This window comes from Paracraurococcus lichenis, assembly GCF_030657435.1.
Taxonomy (GTDB): domain Bacteria; phylum Pseudomonadota; class Alphaproteobacteria; order Acetobacterales; family Acetobacteraceae; genus Paracraurococcus; species Paracraurococcus lichenis.
The window spans coordinates 1-16,226 of record NZ_JAUTWS010000032.1; the positions used below are offsets into that span (position 1 = coordinate 1).

General features: G+C 71.5%; 12 protein-coding genes and 1 tRNA gene. 5 read left to right on the top strand and 8 right to left on the bottom strand.

Annotated elements, in window-relative coordinates:
* Positions 1–354 precede the first annotated feature (354 nt).
* From hpf to Q7A36_RS25040, 7 genes are all read right to left on the bottom strand, one after another.
* Positions 355–954, bottom strand: coding sequence for a ribosome hibernation-promoting factor, HPF/YfiA family (gene hpf / locus Q7A36_RS25010; protein WP_305106490.1), 600 nt, complete (start codon positions 952–954; stop codon positions 355–357).
* 108 nt (positions 955–1,062) lie between these two features.
* Entirely contained in the window at positions 1,063–2,547 is a 1,485-nt protein-coding gene (gene rpoN / locus Q7A36_RS25015) for an RNA polymerase factor sigma-54 (protein ID WP_305106491.1), read from the bottom strand.
* 57 nt (positions 2,548–2,604) lie between these two features.
* Positions 2,605–3,372 (bottom strand): LPS export ABC transporter ATP-binding protein, encoded by a 768-nt coding sequence (lptB, locus tag Q7A36_RS25020; RefSeq protein ID WP_305106492.1) that lies wholly within the window; start codon positions 3,370–3,372, stop codon positions 2,605–2,607.
* Positions 3,369–4,358 (bottom strand): LptA/OstA family protein, encoded by a 990-nt coding sequence (locus Q7A36_RS25025; protein ID WP_305106493.1) that lies wholly within the window; start codon positions 4,356–4,358, stop codon positions 3,369–3,371. Before Q7A36_RS25025 ends, lptB begins: the two co-directional genes overlap by 4 nt.
* Positions 4,358–5,050, bottom strand: a complete 693-nt coding sequence (gene lptC / locus Q7A36_RS25030; protein ID WP_305106494.1) for an LPS export ABC transporter periplasmic protein LptC — start codon at positions 5,048–5,050, stop codon at positions 4,358–4,360. The genes Q7A36_RS25025 and lptC overlap by 1 nt, the downstream gene beginning before the upstream one ends.
* A 187-nt stretch (positions 5,051–5,237) precedes the next feature.
* Positions 5,238–5,810: a ribonuclease D gene (locus tag Q7A36_RS25035; protein ID WP_305106541.1), complete on the bottom strand. Its 573-nt coding sequence runs from the start codon at positions 5,808–5,810 to the stop codon at positions 5,238–5,240.
* 181 nt (positions 5,811–5,991) lie between these two features.
* Positions 5,992–6,078, bottom strand: a tRNA-Leu gene (locus Q7A36_RS25040).
* Between the two features lie 163 nt (positions 6,079–6,241).
* Between Q7A36_RS25040 and Q7A36_RS25045 the strand changes: the two genes are divergently transcribed.
* From Q7A36_RS25045 to fzlA, 4 genes are all read left to right on the top strand, one after another.
* Positions 6,242–7,204: a complex I NDUFA9 subunit family protein gene (locus Q7A36_RS25045; protein WP_305106495.1), complete on the top strand. Its 963-nt coding sequence runs from the start codon at positions 6,242–6,244 to the stop codon at positions 7,202–7,204.
* A 298-nt stretch (positions 7,205–7,502) separates the two neighbouring features.
* Complete coding sequence (locus Q7A36_RS25050) at positions 7,503–8,951, top strand: NAD(P)-dependent oxidoreductase (protein ID WP_305106496.1); 1,449 nt, start codon at positions 7,503–7,505, stop codon at positions 8,949–8,951.
* 47 nt (positions 8,952–8,998) lie between these two features.
* Complete coding sequence (gene gltB, locus Q7A36_RS25055) at positions 8,999–13,555, top strand: glutamate synthase large subunit (RefSeq protein WP_370655706.1); 4,557 nt, start codon at positions 8,999–9,001, stop codon at positions 13,553–13,555.
* A gap of 64 nt (positions 13,556–13,619) precedes the next feature.
* Positions 13,620–14,288, top strand: a complete 669-nt coding sequence (fzlA, locus tag Q7A36_RS25060; RefSeq protein ID WP_305106497.1) for an FtsZ-binding protein FzlA — start codon at positions 13,620–13,622, stop codon at positions 14,286–14,288.
* A 105-nt stretch (positions 14,289–14,393) separates the two neighbouring features.
* Here fzlA and Q7A36_RS25065 read toward each other — a convergent pair whose 3' ends face one another.
* Positions 14,394–15,224 (bottom strand): tetratricopeptide repeat protein, encoded by an 831-nt coding sequence (locus tag Q7A36_RS25065; protein WP_305106498.1) that lies wholly within the window; start codon positions 15,222–15,224, stop codon positions 14,394–14,396.
* A gap of 45 nt (positions 15,225–15,269) precedes the next feature.
* Between Q7A36_RS25065 and Q7A36_RS25070 the strand changes: the two genes are divergently transcribed.
* Complete coding sequence (locus tag Q7A36_RS25070; protein ID WP_305106499.1) at positions 15,270–16,154, top strand: Rossmann-fold NAD(P)-binding domain-containing protein; 885 nt, start codon at positions 15,270–15,272, stop codon at positions 16,152–16,154.
* Positions 16,155–16,226 lie beyond the last annotated feature (72 nt).

Sequence of the window (16,226 nt, forward strand, 5' to 3'; positions counted from 1 at the left end):
GCGCGAGCGCCACCTCAGCCACCGCCTCCTCGACGACTACGACGCCATCGTCGAGGCGATCCGAACCGCTTGGCGCGCCCTCACCAAAGACCGGCTGCACTCCCTGACCAGCTACCCCTACATCCAACAGGTCAGGATTTGATTTAGGCACGGTGGTATGACGCGCGCCGGTCCGGCGAGGCAGCCGGCCGCTAGTCCGGGAGCGGCGCGGCGAAGCCCGGCAGCACGGCGCCGCCGCGGATGCTCTCGACGAGGCCGGGCGATGAGGTTGGGCGACGAGGTCGGGCGCACCGGATGCGTGCCCGACCCGCGCGCCGGAGGATCCCCTTGTGGCGGAATCCCCGTGGGCTTCGCTCAGGCCGCCGGCGCGTCGATCCAGCCGACGCAGCCATCGGTGCGCCGGTAGACCACGTTCAGCGCGCCGGAGGCGCTGTTGCGGAACATCAGCACGACCTGATGCGTGAGGTCGAGGCGCATCACCGCCTCGCTCACCGTCAGGCGCGCGATCTCGGTCGGCTGTTCCGCGACGATGACGCTGTGGTCAACCTTCGTTGCCTCGGGCGGCGTGTCCTCGGCCTCGTCCTCCGGCTGCAGCACGTATTGCGTCGCGGTCTCGGGCGCCTCGTCGCGGGTCTCGGCCAGGCTCCGCGCATGCTCGTTCACCCGCCGGCGGTAGCGGCGCAGGCGCTTGGCCACGTGGTCGGCCGCCACCTCGAAGGCGCGATGGGCATCGGGCCCCTCGCCCTCGCCGCGCATGAAGAGGTTGCGGCCGGCCTTGAGGTTGATGTCGCAGGCGAAGGCGCCGCCCTTGCCTTTCACGTCCCGCCGGAAGGTGACATTGGCTTCCACCGCGTGGTCGAAATATTTCTGCGCGATGGTGGTCAGGCCCTCCCGGACATGCGTCTGCAGCGCTTCCCCGGTATCGACCTGCTTGCCGGCAACCGTGATGTGCATGGGGGCAGTCCCTCCTTTCCCGACATGGGGAGGGGCCGCCCGGCGGGGCCCGCGGCGCCTGGCGCCGTGTGCGTGCCCCCCGGGCGCTGAGTGGGCCGGGGGACAGGATCAGGCCGGGACGGCCTTCTCCCGCTTGCGCTGCACCGAAGATGGAATCCGCAGCGCCTCACGGTATTTGGCCACGGTTCGGCGGGCGATGTCCACGCCTTCCTGGCGCAATTTCTCGACGATTGCATCATCCGACAGTACCGCGTCCGGATCCTCGGCCGCGATCATCGCCCGGATGCGCCAGCGCACCGCCTCGGCGCTGTGCTGCTCGCCGCCATGGGTGCCGGCGATGGCGGTGGTGAAGAAATACTTCAGCTCGAAGGTGCCGCGGGGCGTGGCGATGTACTTGTTCGCGGTCACCCGGCTGACCGTGCTCTCGTGCATCTGCACCTCCTCGGCGATGTCGCGGAGGATGAGCGGGCGGAGATGCTCGACGCCGTGCCGGAAGAAGGCGTCCTGGCGGCGCACGATCTCCTGCGCCACCTTGATGATGGTGCTGGCGCGCTGCTCGAGGCTCTTGAGCAGCCAGTTCGCGCTCTGCAGCTTCTCCGCCAGGAAGACCTTGTCGTCCTTGCTGCGGGCGCCGACCTGGCACCGGGCATAGAAGCCGCGGTTGACCAGCACGCGCGGCAGCGTCTCGGGGTTCAGCTCCAGGATCCAGCCGCCGCCCTCGGCGCGGCGCATCAGCACGTCCGGCACCACGGCGGGCGCGGGCGGCGCGTCGAAGCTCGCGCCCGGCTTGGGATCGAGGCGCTTCAACTCCGCGATCATGTCGGCCAGGTCCTCGGCATCGACGCCGCAAACCTGCATGAGGCCGGTGCGGTCGCGCCGCGCGAGGAGCTCGAGGTTGTCGAGCAGCGCCTGCATCGCCGGGTCCAGCCGGTTCTGCTCGGCGAGCTGGACGGCGAGGCATTCGCCGAGGTTGCGGCAGAACATCCCGACCGGGTCGAAGCGCTGCAGCCGCGCCCGCACCGCCGCGACCTTCGCCAGCTCGCAGCCCATGGCCTGGGCGATCTGCGCGTCCTCCACCGTCAGCCGCCCGGCCGGATCGACCAGCGCGATCATCTGCGCCGCGATCAGCCGGTCGCGCGCATCCGCGAAGGTCAGGCGCACCTGCTCGCCGAGATGCTCGCGCAGCGTCCTGCCGCCGGCGGCGAGATCCTCGACGCCCGAGAGGTCCTCGGCGAAGTCGGCACGGCCGCCGCGGCCATAGGGGGATTCGTAGCCGCCGCCGCTGTCGTAGACATTGTCCCACTCCGCATCGAGCGGGCCGGCATGCTCCTGCGGCAGCGCGTCGGAGGTCGCGGCGGCATGCGCGTCCGGCGCCTCCGGCACGGCGGGCAGGGGATCGACGCGGTGGCCGTCATCCGGGCCGGGCAGCGGCCGCTCGTCGCGCTCGAGCAGCGGGTTGCGCTCCAGCTCCTCCTCGACGAAGGCGGCGACCTCGAGGTTGCTCGACTGCAGGAGCTTTATGGCCTGCCGCAGTTGCGGCGTCATCACCAGGGACTGCGACTGACGCAGGTCGAGGCGTGGCGCCAGGCTCATGCCGAGGGTCCGGTTGGGGCAGGCAGCAGCGGAGTTGCGACTACCAGCATGATGCGATCACAGACTGAAGCGTTCGCCAAGATAGACGCGGCGGACCCCCTCATGCGCCACGATGTCCTGCGGCGCCCCCTCCATCAGCACCTGGCCGTCGTGCAGGATATAGGCGCGGTCGATGATTTCCAGCGTCTCGCGCACGTTGTGCTCGGTGATCAGCACGCCGATGCCGCGGTTCTTCAGGTGCTTGACCAGGTCGCGGATCTCGCCGACGGCGATCGGGTCGATGCCGGCCAGCGGCTCGTCGAGCAGGATGTAGGAGGGGTGCGTGGCAAGCGCCCGGGCGATCTCGCAGCGCCGTCGCTCGCCGCCCGAGAGCGCCAGCGCCGGCGCGCGGCGGAGATGGGCGATGCCGAACTCGGCCAGCAGCGCGTCGAGCATCTGCTCCCGCCGCTCGCGCACCGGCTCGACCACCTCGAGCGCCGCGCGGATATTGTCCTCGACCGAGAGGCCGCGGAAGATCGAGGCCTCCTGCGGCAGGTAGCCGAGGCCGAGGCGCGCCCGCCGGTACATCGGCAGGTGGGTCACGTCGTGGCCGTCCATGACCACCTGGCCCTCGTCCGGCTGCACCAGGCCGGTGATCATGTAAAAGGTCGTGGTCTTGCCGGCGCCGTTCGGGCCGAGCAGCCCGACCGCCTCGCCGCGCCTGAGGTTGATCGAGACGTTCCGCACCACCGGCCGCTTGCGGTAGCGCTTGCCGAGGCCATAGGCGGCGAGGCCGCCCTCGCCGGGGAGGGCCTTGAGCAGGGGGTTGGGCGAGGCGTCGTTCATCGGCCGATCCTCGCCGAACCGGGTTGCTGCTGCGCGGGCGGCTGCTGGCCTTGCGCGCCCCCTTGGGCTCCCCCCTGGGCGCCGTCCTGCTGCGGCACGATCAGGCCCTGCACCCGGGTGCCGGGAGCGGAGACCAGCCGGGCGACGCCCGTGCGCATGTTCACGATGGCCTCCCGGCCGTTGACCTGGTTGTCGCCGCGGGTGATGCGGACTTGGCCGAGCAGCCGGGCCATGCCGGTCTGCGCGTTGTAGACGCCGCGGTCGCCGCGCACGACCTCGGTCGGCGTGCGGATCTCGACATTGCCATAGGCCTCCGTCCGGTCCATCCGGCCGGCGCCCGGCGGCTCCTTCTCGCCCGGCGCGAGGGCCGGGCGCGGCGGCGGCGCGGCGGCGGGCTGCCCGCCCGGGCCGCCGACGCCCTCGAGGAAATAGGCGACCAGCGTGTCGGCGGCGATCCGGCGGTTCTCCGCCGGCTCGACGACCAGGGCATTGCCGCGGGCGACCGCCATGCGCTTCTGCGACCAGTATTCCAGGCTCTCCCGGGCGGTGATCACCTGGGCCTGGGTGGTCAGCGAGAGGTCGCGGCCGGTCAGCACCAGCACCGCTTGGTCCACGTCGTAGACCGCGCGGTCGCCCTTGGCGGTGTCGGTCGCGGTTCTGATGGTGACGTGGCCCTCGGCCTCCAGCCGCCAGATCTCGTTGTTGCCGCCGGGCGCCGCGTCGATGGGCGCCGCCGCCTGCTGCGCCACGGGCGCCCCGCCGCGCTGCCCGGCCGGGCGGTAGCGCGCCAGCAGCCGGTCGGCATCGACCGTCACCCCGGCACGGATCGCCCGCGCATTGCCGCGGGCGATCACCACCTGCTCCGCCTGGCGCCATTCGATGCCGTCCTGGGCGGTCAGGTCCACCGGCCCGCCCTTGGACATGTCGATGCCCTGGGCGGCGGCGGAGAGCGGCAGGGCCAGCAGGGCGGCGGCGAGGCGGCGCATCAGCGGCCACCCTCCAGCACGGCATGCGACCGGCCGGTGAAGATCACCACCGCGCCGCGGTCGCGCAGCCGGAAGCCCTCCGCTGTCAGGGTGCCGAAGCCGCCCTGGACCGCGACGGGCGCATCGCCGCTGGCCGTCCCGGCCTCCACCTGCACGGAAGCCTGTTCGGTGCGCATCATGGTGCCGTCGTCGTGGTAGATCGTGACATCGCCCGCGAGGTCGAGCTGCCCGGCCGGCTTGTCGTAGCGGCCGGTATGGGATTCGACATAGACCCAGGCGCCGTCGCTGAGCAGGATGTCGCCGCGCGGCTCGTCGAGGTTCAGGATCTCGGCCGATCCCTCCTGCTCGCCGGTGCGGGCGGTGATGGTGAAGGGTCGGTTCAGGTCGTCCACCCCCTGGTAGCGCGGGTTCACCACCCGCAGCGCCTCGGCCCGCGGCTGGACGGTGCGGCGGAAGGCAACGCGGGAGCGCTCCTCGGTCCCCTCGATCTCCGGCCAGAAGGCCACCGCCGCGAGCAGGGCGAGGGCGAGGAGGGGCAGCAGCCGCTTGGTCCAGGCCACCAGGAAGCGCCGGCGGGCGAGCTGGCCCGAGGTCGGCGCCCGGCGGATGCGCGAGGGCGGCAGCATGTGCCGCGGCGCGAGGGCGACGCGCGGCGGCGCGGGCCGCAGGGGGGTGGACCGGTCCTGCTTCACGGGCGCACTCCGGCGGCCAGGGGGGTCAACCCGGGGACAGGGTCACGGCAGGGGCGGGGGACGGCAAGGGTCGGGTCCACGCCGCGTGTATGGGCCGGCCGGGAGCGGGGGTCAATGAGCCGTTCGCGTACCGGACAAGAATCGTGCCATGGTGTGGCAGGGTCGGGCGACCGCCCGACCGGACGGGTCAGTGCGCCAGGATGTCCGGATCGGCATAGCCGAGCAGGTCCAGCGCGCCGCGGGTCGGCAGGAAGCGGAAGCATTCCTGCGCCAGGTCGAGCCGGCCCTCCCGCCGCAGCAGGCCCTCGAGCCGGGCCCAGAGCGCGTGCAGGTGCAGCACGTCGGAGGCGGCATAGGCCATCTGCTCCGAGGTCAGCTCCGGCGCGCCCCAGTCGCTGCTCTGCTGCTGCTTGGAGATCTCGACCCCGAGCAGCTCCTTGCAGAGGTCCTTCAGCCCGTGCCGGTCGGTGAAGGTGCGGACCAGCTTGGAGGCGACCTTGGTGCAGACCACCGGCGCCACCGTCACGCCGAGATGCAGCTTCAGCGCGGCGCAGTCGAAGCGGGCGAAGTGGAAGAGCTTGGTGGTGGCGGGATCCGCCAGCAGGCGCTTCAGCCGCGGGCAGTCGGCGCCATGGCCGCCGAGGCCGGGCGGGACGATCTGCACCAGATGGGCGTCGCCATCGCCCGCGGAGAGTTGGACGAGGCAGAGCCGGTCCCGGTGCGGGTTGAGGCCCATCGTCTCGGTATCGATCGCGACCATCGGGCCGAGGTCGAGACCTTCGGGCAGGTCGTGCCGGTGCAGGTGGATCACGGCGGGGCTCCCTGAAGCGGTGCCGCGCGCAAAGAGGGTGGTTCGCACGACGCCTGAACTTGGTTCGACCGAAGCGGGTTCAGCGGAGCCGGTTCCGGCGGACCTCGGCGAGGGGACCTCGCGGAGGAGATGGTGCCCAGGAAAGGACTCGAACCTTCACGACCTTGCGGTCACTGGCACCTGAAGCCAGCGCGTCTACCAATTCCACCACCTGGGCACAGGGTGCGGAGCCGACGGTGTGTTGTCCGCCGGGAGCGCGCATGTAGAGCCGCGGGCGGGGGGCGTCAAGCGCCCTCGTGCGGCCTCCGTTGCACGCCTTGGCGCTGCCCTGCGCGCGCCATATGGTCCGCCGCCCCCAATCAGCCCGGAGCCTCGGAAGCATGCGCGGAAGCACGGTACGCAAGGTCGCCACGGTCTTCGGGGGCTCCGGCTTCATCGGCCGCTACGTCGTCCAGCGGCTGGCCAACATGGACTACGTGGTGCGGGTGGCGGTCACCGATCCGAACGGTGCGCGCTTCCTGCAGACCCAGGGCCGCGTCGGGCAGATCGTGCCGCTCGCGGCCGGCGTGGACGATGCCGGCGCGGTGGCGCGCGCGGTCGCCGGCGCCGACCTGGTGGTGAACCTGGTCGGCATCCTGGCGGAGCGGAAGCCGGGCGACTTCCAGCGCATCCACCGCGAGGGCGCGGCGACCGTCGCGCGGGTCTCGGCCGCGGCGGGCGTCGAGCGGCTGGTGCATGTCTCGGCGATCGGCGCCGACCCGGACAGCCCGAGCCGCTACGGCAAGACGAAGGGGGAGGGCGAGGCGGCGGTGCGCGCCGCCTTCCCGCAGGCGGTGATCCTGCGCCCCTCCATCGTCTTCGGGCCGGAGGACCAGTTCTTCAACCGCTTCGCCGGCATGGCGCGGCTGCTGCCGGTCATGCCGGTGGTGGAGGGCGATGCGCGCTTCCAGCCGGTCTATGTCGGCGACGTCGCCGATGCCGTGGTGGCGGCGGCGACCCGCGACGACGCGCCGGGCAAGACCTTCGAGCTCGGTGGGCCGAAGGTCTGGAGCTTCCGCGACCTGCTGCGCTTCATCCTGGATACCACCGGCCATCGCCGGCGGATGCTGGACATGCCCGCGGGGCTGGTGCGGCTGCAGGCGCAGCTCTCGGAGTTCCTGCCCAAGCCGCCGCTGACCCGCGACCAGTTGCTGATGCTGCAGCGTGACAACGTGGTCGCGCAGGGGGCGGCGGGGCTGGCCGCACTCGGCCTCACGCCGAAATCGGTCGAGGCGGTGGTGCCCGGCTATCTCCTGCGGTTCCGGCCGGGCGGCGGGCGGCGGCCGGTGCCGGCGGACCGATAGGTCCGATTCGGCCCCGAAGAGTCTGGGCACATGACCAGACAGTAAACGGATCGGGGGCGCGGCCCGAATAAAGGTCATATCCACTGACCTAGTGTCGAAAAAGGACTCGCCAAGCGTCGCGAGGCTGCGTATTGCTGCGCACAACGCCGCCGTGCGCGGCCGGATGCACGCGCCCGGTTTCGGTCCGGGCGTGGCGCAGGCGGCCCGCCGCCGCGCGCAGTCCCGTCCTCGACGGGCATTCGTTGTGAATTTCGCCGCCTCAGCCTCGTCGCAGGCTGGCCCAGCAAGGATCGCGCCAATGGCCGAACGGATGCTGCAATTCGTGCGCCTCTCCCAGGCCCAGCCGGAGAAGCGCGACATCGCGGCCCGCCGTGCCGATTTCGGCGAGATCTACCGCTACGAGCAGTTCGACACCGGCGCCGCCGCCCAGCAGGCCAGCCGCTGCAGCCAGTGCGGCGTGCCCTTCTGCTCGGTCCATTGCCCGCTGAACAACAACATCCCGGACTGGCTGAAGCTGACCGCGGAAGGCCGGCTGGAGGAAGCCTACGAGGTTTCCTCGGCGACCAATACCTTCCCCGAGATCTGCGGCCGCATCTGCCCGCAGGACCGGCTCTGCGAGGGCAATTGCGTCATCGAGAAGGGTTTTGAAAGTGTCACCATCGGGGCGGTGGAGCGGTACATCACCGACACCGCCTGGGAGCGGGGCTGGGTGAAGGCGCCGAAGCCGCGCCAGGAACTGCCCTGGAGCGTCGGCATCATCGGCGCCGGCCCGGCCGGCCTGGCCGCGGCCGAGAAGCTGCGGCTGCGCGGCTACCAGGTGCATGTCTACGACCGCTACGACCGCGTCGGCGGCCTGATGATCTACGGCATCCCGAACTTCAAGCTGGAGAAGGAGGTCGTGCTGCGCCGCTGGAAGCAGTACGAGGAAGGCGGGATCCACTTCCACCTCGACTGCGCCATCGGCCGCGACGTCACCCTCGCCGAGCTGCGGGAGCGGCATGATGCCGTCTTCATCGCGACCGGCGTCTACAAGGCGCGCGACATCGACTGCGTCGGCGCGGGCCTCGCCGGCATCGTCCCGGCGCTCGACTACCTCACCGCCTCCAACCGCCAGAACCTCGGCGATCCCGTGCCGGAATTCGACTCCGGCGCGCTGGACGCAAAAGGCAAGCGCGTGGTCGTGGTCGGCGGCGGCGACACCGCCATGGACTGCGTCCGCACCGCGGTGCGGCAGGGCGCGACCTCCGTCACCTGCCTCTATCGCCGCGACAAGGCGAACATGCCGGGCTCCATGCGGGAGGTGAAGAATGCCGAGGAGGAGGGTGTCGAGTTCGCCTGGCTCGCGGCGCCCGAGGCCTTCACCGGCGAGACCACGGTGACCGGCCTGCGGGCGATCCGCATGCATCTCGGCCTGCCCGACGCGACGGGCCGGCAGCAGGTGGCGCCGATCGCCGGCAGCGCCTTCACCATCCCCTGCGACCTCGCCATCAAGGCGCTGGGCTTCGACCCGGAGGACCTGCCCAGGGCCTTCGACGAACCCGCCCTGCCGGTGACGCGCTGGGGCACGCTGAAGGTGAACCACCGCACCATGATGACCGACCTTCCCGGCGTCTTCGCCGGCGGCGACATCGTCCGCGGCGCCTCGCTGGTGGTCTGGGCCATCCGCGACGGCCGCGACGCGGCCGAGCAGATCGATGCTTACGTGAGGGCGAAGGCCGGCCAGAAGCTGGCCGCGGCGGCGGAGTGATCCATCCGATGATCGGAGCGACGGGACGGCGCGGAGATCTGAATCGGATGGACAGGGAGATGACCATGGATGGCATGAACGAGAGCGGCGCCGCCTTCGCTGCGGCCTATGCGGCCAACCGCGACCGGCTGGAGGCGGCGGGGATCGACACGCTCGAGCACGATGCCTGCGGCGTCGGCTTCGTCGCCGCGCTCGACGGCAAGCCGCGGCGCGACGTGGTCAGGGCCGGCATCGCCGCGCTGAAGGCGGTCTGGCACCGCGGCGCCGTCGATGCCGACGGCAAGACCGGCGACGGCGCCGGCATCCATGTCGAGATCCCGCAGGACTTCTTCGCCGAGGTCGTGCAGCGCGGCGGCGACCGGCTGCAGCCCGGCCGCATCGCGGTCGGCATGGTCTTCCTCCCCAAGACCGACCTCGGCGCGCAGGAGCGCTGCCGGCAGATCGTCGAGACCGAGATTCTGGCCGCGGGCTACCGCATCTATTCCTGGCGGCAGGTGCCGATCAGCATCGGCTGCATCGGCGAGAAGGCCAATGCGACCCGCCCCGAGATCGAGCAGATCCTGGTCTACGACCCGGAGCAGCGCGACGAGGCGACGGCCGAGCGCGACCTCTACGTCATCCGCCGGCGGATCGAGAAGCAGGCCATCGCCTCGCAGATCCCCGAGCTCTACCTCTGCTCGCTCTCCAGCCGCTCCGTCATCTACAAGGGCATGTTCCTGGCGGAGCACCTGACGGAGTTCTACCCCGACCTGCTCGACGAGCGGTTCGTGAGCCGGTTCGCGATCTACCACCAGCGCTATTCCACCAATACCTTCCCGACCTGGCGGCTGGCGCAGCCCTTCCGGACCATCGCCCATAACGGCGAGATCAACACGGTCCATGGCAATGCCAACTGGATGAAGAGCCACGAGACCCGGCTCTCCCACCCCGTGCTCGACCCCTACCTGGACGACATCAAGCCGGTGGTGCAGGCCGGCGGCTCCGACACCGCGACGCTCGACAACGTCTTCGAGCTGCTGGTGCGCGGCGGCCGCGACGCGCCCATGGCCAAGGCCATGCTGATCCCGGAGAGCATCGGCAACAACGCCACCATGCCGGCGGCGCACCGCGACTTCTTCCTCTACTGCAACGCGGTCATGGAGCCCTGGGACGGGCCGGCCGCGGTCTGCGGCACCGATGGCCGCTGGGTGATCGCCGGCCTCGACCGCAACGGCCTCCGGCCGCTGCGCTACACGGAGACCGCGGACGGGCTGCTGATCGTCGGCTCCGAGACCGGGATGGTGAAGGTCTCGGAGGAGCAGATCGTCGCCAAGGGCCGCGTCGGCCCCGGCCAGTGCATCGGCGTCGACCTCGCCGAGGGGCGCTTCTATGCGGACGCGGCGCTGAAGGACATGCTGGCCGGACGCCGGCCCTTCGGCCAGTGGACGGACCGCACCATCCGCATCGACGGCATCGTGCGCGCCGAGGCCGGCGAGCCGGTGGCGATCCAGGGCGAGGAGCTGCGCCGCCGCCAGCTCGCGGTCGGCTACACGCTCGAGGAGCTGGAGACCATCCTGCACCCGATGGTGGAGGAGGCGGCCGAGGCCATCGGCTCCATGGGCGACGACACGCCGGTTGCCGTGCTGTCCGGCCAGTACCGCGGCCTGCACCACTATTTCCGCCAGACCTTCAGCCAGGTCACCAACCCGCCGATCGACAGCCTGCGCGAGACGCGGGTGATGACGCTGAAGACGCGCCTCGGGAATCTCGGGAACATCCTCGACGAGGATCCGACCCAGTGCGACATGCTGATGCTGGACAGCCCGGTGCTGTCGAATGCCGAATTCGCGGCCATGCGCCAGTACATGGGCGCGACGGCCTGCGAGGTGGACTGCACCTTCGCGGTCAGCGACGGCGAGATCGGCCTGCGCCGGGCGCTCGACCGCATCCGGCGCGAGGCGGAGGAGGGCGTGCGCAGCGGCTGCGCCCATATCATCCTGACCGATGAGGCGCAGGGCCCCGAGCGCGCGCCGATCCCGATGATCCTCGCGGTCAGCGGCGTGCATGCGCATCTCGTCAAGACCTCGCTCCGCACCTTCACCAGCATCAATGTGCGTTCGGCGGAATGCGTCGACGTGCACTACTTCGCCGTGCTGATCGGCGCCGGCGCTACCACGGTGAATGCCTATCTCGCGCAGGAGAGCATCGCCGACCGGCACCGGCGCGGGTTGTTCGGCGACGCCTCGCTGAAGGACTGCGTCGCCCGCTACAAGAAGGCGGTGGACAAGGGCTTGCTGAAGGTGATGTCCAAGATGGGCATCTCCGTTCTGTCGAGCTACCGCGGGGGGATGAATTTCGAGGCCATCGGTCTCTCCCGCGCCCTCGTCGCCGAGTTCTTCCCCGGCATCCCCTCCCGCATCTCCGGCATCGGCGTGCCCGGCATCGCCCGCCGCGTGCTGGCGCTGCACCGCACCGCCTGGGACGCGGATGCGGTGACGCTGCCGGTCGGCGGGCTCTACAAGCTGCGCAAGCGCGGCGAGAGCCATGCCTTCGACGGCGGGCTGATCCACACCCTGCAGAAGGCGGTGGAGACCGACAGCTACACCACCTTCAAGCGCTACTCGGAAGCCGTCCGCCGGCTGCCGCCGGTCGCGCTGCGCGACCTGCTGGACTTCCGGACGGAGGGCCGCACCGCCCTGCCGCTCGAGGAGGTCGAGAGCATCACGGAGATCCGGAAGCGCCTCGTCGCCCCCGGCATCTCCCTCGGCGCCCTCTCCCCCGAGGCGCATGAGACGCTGTCGATCGCCATGAACCGCATTGGCGCCCGCTCCGACTCGGGCGAGGGCGGCGAGGACCCGGCGCGCGCCCGTCCCCGCGCGAATGGCGACAACGCGAACTCGGCCATCAAGCAGATCGCCTCGGGCCGCTTCGGCGTGACCGCCGAGTACCTGAACGCCTGCAAGGAGATCGAGATCAAGGTCGCCCAGGGCGCGAAGCCCGGCGAGGGCGGCCAGTTGCCCGGCTTCAAGGTGACCGGGCTGATCGCCAAGCTCCGGCACTCGACGCCCGGCGTGACGCTGATCTCGCCGCCGCCGCACCACGACATCTACTCGATCGAGGATCTGGCGCAGCTCATCTACGACCTGAAGCAGATCAACCCGGATGCGACGGTCTGCGTGAAGCTGGTCTCGCGCAGCGGCATCGGCACCATCGCCGCAGGCGTCGCCAAGGCCAAGGCGGACGCGATCCTGGTCTCCGGGCATTCGGGGGGCACCGGCGCCTCGCCGGTCTCCTCCATCAAGTATGCCGGCCTGCCCTGGGAGATGGGGCTGTCCGAGACGCACCAGGTGCTGCAGCTCAACCGCCTGCGCCACCGGGTGAAGCTGCGCACCGACGGCGGCATCAAGACCGGCCGCGACGTGGTGGTGGCCGCCATGCTCGGCGCCGAGGAGTTCGGCATCGGCACCGCCTCGCTCGTCGCCATGGGCTGCATCATGGTCCGGCAGTGCCACAGCAATACCTGCCCGGTCGGCGTCTGCACCCAGGACGAGACGCTGCGGCAGAAATTCGCCGGCTCCCCGGAGAAGGTGATCAACCTGTTCTCCTTCGTGGCGGAGGAGGTGCGGGAGATCCTGGCATCCCTCGGCTTCCGCAAGCTGACCGACATCATCGGCCGCACCGATCTGCTCAAGCAGGTCAGCCGCGGCTCGGAGGACCTCGACGACCTCGACCTGAACCCGCTGCTGGTCCAGGCCGATGCCGGCGGCCATGCCAGCTACTGCACGCTCGAAGGCCGGAACGAGGTGCCGGAGACGCTGGACGCCGACATGATCCGTGACGCCGCGGCGCTCTTCGAGCACGGCGAGAAGATGCAGCTCCAGTACAACATCCGGAACACCCACCGGGCCATCGGCACTAAGATCAGCAGCAAGATCACCCGGAAGTTCGGCATGACCGGCCTGCAGCCGGGCCACCTGAAGGTGCGGCTGCGCGGCAGCGCCGGCCAGTCGCTCGGCGCCTTCGCCGTGCAGGGCCTCAAGCTCGAGGTCTTCGGCGACGCCAACGACTATGTCGGCAAGGGCCTCTCGGGCGCGACCATCGTGGTGCGGCCGGCGCCCAGCTCCTCCCTGGTCTGGAACGAGAACGCCATCATCGGCAATACCTGCCTCTACGGCGCGACGGCCGGCGAGCTCTTCGCCGGCGGCCAGGCCGGTGAGCGCTTCGCCGTCCGCAACAGCGGCGCGACGGCGGTGGTCGAGGGTGTCGGCGCCAATGGCTGCGAGTACATGACGGGCGGCACCGTCCTGATCCTCGGGCCCGTGGGCGATAATTTCGGCGCCGGCTTCACCGGCGGCATGGCCTTCCTCTACGACCCGGAGGAGACCTTCGAGATGCGCGTCAACCCGGACACGGTGCTCTGGTCGCGCCTCGCCTCCGCCCATTGGGAAGGCGTGCTGAAGGGGCTGGTGGAGCGGCACGTGCAGGAGACGGGCTCGCGCCTCGCCGCCCGGCTGCTGAACAACTGGGCGCAGGAGCGGGCGCATTTCTGGCACGTGGTGCCGAAGGAATACGCGAAATACCTGCCGGTGCCGATGACCGAGGCAGCCGCCGTCGCCGCCGAGTGATCCGGCCGGGGAAGGCGCCTTCGGGCGCTTTCCCCGCCCCGGCGCGGATGGCATAAGTCATCCCGTGCGAATCCTCTACCACCTGCCGCTCTCGCCCTTCGCCCGCAAGGTCCGCCTCGCGCTCGCGGAGAAGCGCATTCCCTTCGAGCTGCGCGTCGAGCGCGTCTGGGAGCGGCGGCCCGAATTCCTCGAGATGAACCCGGCCTGCCAGGTGCCGGTGCTGCAGGAGCCGAACGGCCTCGCCATCGCCGACAGCTACGCGATCTGCGAGTACCTGGACGAGGCTTATCCCGATACCGGGCTGCTCGGCCGCACGCTGTCCGAGCGGGTCGAGGTGCGGCGGCTGGTCGCCTGGTTCGACGGCAAGTTCAACGGCGAGGTCACGTGCAACCTGCTCTTCGAGAAGCAGATGAAGCGCCTGCTCGGCCGCGGCAACCCGGATGCGACGGCGATCCGCGCGGGCTACCAGAACCTGCGGCCGCATCTCGAATACATCGGCTGGCTGGCGGAGAACCGGGCCTGGCTGGCGGGCGCCTCGATCAGCCTCGCCGATTTCGCGGCCGCTGCGCATCTCTCGGCGCTGGACTATATCGGCGACATCGACTGGAGCCTGAACGAGCCGGCGAAGGAGTGGTATGCCCGCTGCAAGTCGCGGCCCTGCTTCCGGGCGATCCTTGCCGAGCGGGTGAGCGGCATCACGCCGCCGGCGCATTACCCTGACCTGGATTTCTGAGCCGCCGCCCGCCAGCCCAGGGCGCGCGCGGCTATCGCCGCTGCGGCAAGTCTGTCTGCTGGCGCCCCGCCGCCCGCCAACCCGGGGCGCGCCGGACCTTCGCGGCTATCGCCGCTGCGGCCCGGCCTCGTTCAGCGCCAGGTTCTGCTGCGCCAGGTCGGCCGTGGCGCTGTCGGGCGCCAGCGCGATCGCCCGCTGCCAGTCCGCCCGCGCGCCCGCGGTGTCGCCGCGGAGCTGGCGGATGATGCCGCGCTCGAGCAGCGCCTCGGCGCTGTCGGGCGCCAGCCGCAAGGCCCGGTCCACCGCCGCGGCCGCCTGGTCCACGCGGTCCAGGCGCCGCAGCGCGGCGGCGCGGAACACCCAGGCCTCGGCGCGGTCCGGATCGGTCGCCAGCACCCGCTCCAGGTCCTGCAGCGCATCCTGGTAGCGGCCGAGCGTGCCGAGGGCGACGGCACGGTCCGTCATCAGGTCGAGATCGTCCGGCGCGATGGTCAGGCCCATGGTCGCCGCGGCGAAGGCCCGGCCGGACTGGTTCGCCAGCATCCAGGCCTGCACCGCCTGGGCGAAGACCGCGGCGCGCGCCGGCGCGCTCGCCTGGCTAGCGCGGGCAAGCTGTTCCAGCCGCTCCGCCCCGCGTTCGGTCTCGCCGAGCGCGAGCAGGGCGAGCGCGCCGCAATGCCGCGCGCCCTCGCCGCCGCCCGCGGCCTCCCAGCCCTCGGCGAAGCTCGCCGCGCCATCCGGGTCGCGCCGCAGCAGGCCGAGGCATTCCTCGTATTGCGGGCTGTCATCGAGGCGCGGGATCTCGGGCGGCAGCGGCAGCGCCTCGCCCGCGGCCTCCGCCTCCGGCCCCGGGACCAGGACGAGGAAGGTCCCGGCGACAGCGGCGAGCAGCACCGCGGCAAGGGCGCCGAGCAGGACGGGGCGGATGCGCTTCACCGGAAGACCCTAGCCCTTTGCGCGAATCGGCGCCAGATCGGGGACATGACGGCTCAAGAGAGAGGCATCCCGGGGCGGCTGGTGGTGGCCGGCCTCGGCTACAGCGGCAGCGCGGTGGCGAGGGCGGCCGCCGCCGCGGGCTGGGCGGTGACCGGCACGGCGCGCGACCCGGCGCAGGCGGCGCCGCCGGCGGGCGTCGCGGTGGTCGGTTTCGCGGCGGCGGGCGCGGCGATCGGCGCCGCCACCCATCTGCTCGTCACCGCCCCGCCGGGCGAGCAGGGTGACCCGGTGCTGGCCGCGCATGCCGCGGCGATCCGCGCGGCGCCGGGGCTGCGCTGGCTCGGCTATCTCTCCACGACGGGCGTCTATGGCGACCGCGGCGGCGCCTGGGTGGACGAGGCGACCGCGCCCGCGCCGGGCCAGGAGCGCAGCCGGCGGCGGCTGGCGGCGGAGCGGGCCTGGGAGGCCGCGTCCGGCGGCCGCGCGCTGGACGTCTTCCGCGTCGGCGGGATCTATGGGCCCGGCCGCAGCAGCCTCGACGACCTGCGGGCGGGCACGGCGCGGCGGACGCTCAGTCCCGGCCATCTGTTCGGCCGCATCCACCGCGAGGACATCGCGCATGCCGTGCTGGCGGCGATGGCGCAGCCCCGGGACGGCGGCTTGCGCGTGCTGCACCTGGTCGATGACGAACCGGCCGAGAGCGCGGTGGTGGTGGTGGAGGCGGCGCGCCTGCTCGGCATCGCGCCGCCGCCCGCGGTGCCGCTGGAGCGGCAATGGCCTGCCATGTCGCCCATGGCGCGCAGCTTCTGGGCGGAGAACCGCCGCGTCGCCAATGCCGCGACCAAGGCCACGCTCGGCATCGCCTGGCGCTACCCGAGCTACCGCGAGGGGCTGCGCGCCATCCTCGCGGAGGAGCAGGGGGCGCGCTGACCAGACCCCTCGGGCTTCGCGCCGCAAGCGGATCCTGAGCAGGCTTTCGCGGGTCGGCTCGCACGAAGTGTG

What these genes read in the sequence shown, in the direction of transcription:
- hpf (WP_305106490.1), bottom strand. Translation starts at nt 954, where the DNA reads ATGCACATCACGGTTGCCGGCAAGCAGGTCGATACCGGGGAAGCGCTG.
- rpoN (WP_305106491.1), bottom strand. Translation starts at nt 2,547, where the DNA reads ATGAGCCTGGCGCCACGCCTCGACCTGCGTCAGTCGCAGTCCCTGGTG.
- lptB (WP_305106492.1), bottom strand. Translation starts at nt 3,372, where the DNA reads ATGAACGACGCCTCGCCCAACCCCCTGCTCAAGGCCCTCCCCGGCGAG.
- Q7A36_RS25025 (WP_305106493.1), bottom strand. Translation starts at nt 4,358, where the DNA reads ATGCGCCGCCTCGCCGCCGCCCTGCTGGCCCTGCCGCTCTCCGCCGCC.
- Q7A36_RS25035 (WP_305106541.1), bottom strand. Translation starts at nt 5,810, where the DNA reads ATGGTCGCGATCGATACCGAGACGATGGGCCTCAACCCGCACCGGGAC.
- Q7A36_RS25045 (WP_305106495.1), top strand. Translation starts at nt 6,242, where the DNA reads ATGCGCGGAAGCACGGTACGCAAGGTCGCCACGGTCTTCGGGGGCTCC.
- Q7A36_RS25050 (WP_305106496.1), top strand. Translation starts at nt 7,503, where the DNA reads ATGGCCGAACGGATGCTGCAATTCGTGCGCCTCTCCCAGGCCCAGCCG.
- gltB (WP_370655706.1), top strand. Translation starts at nt 8,999, where the DNA reads ATGGACAGGGAGATGACCATGGATGGCATGAACGAGAGCGGCGCCGCC.
- Q7A36_RS25070 (WP_305106499.1), top strand. Translation starts at nt 15,270, where the DNA reads ATGACGGCTCAAGAGAGAGGCATCCCGGGGCGGCTGGTGGTGGCCGGC.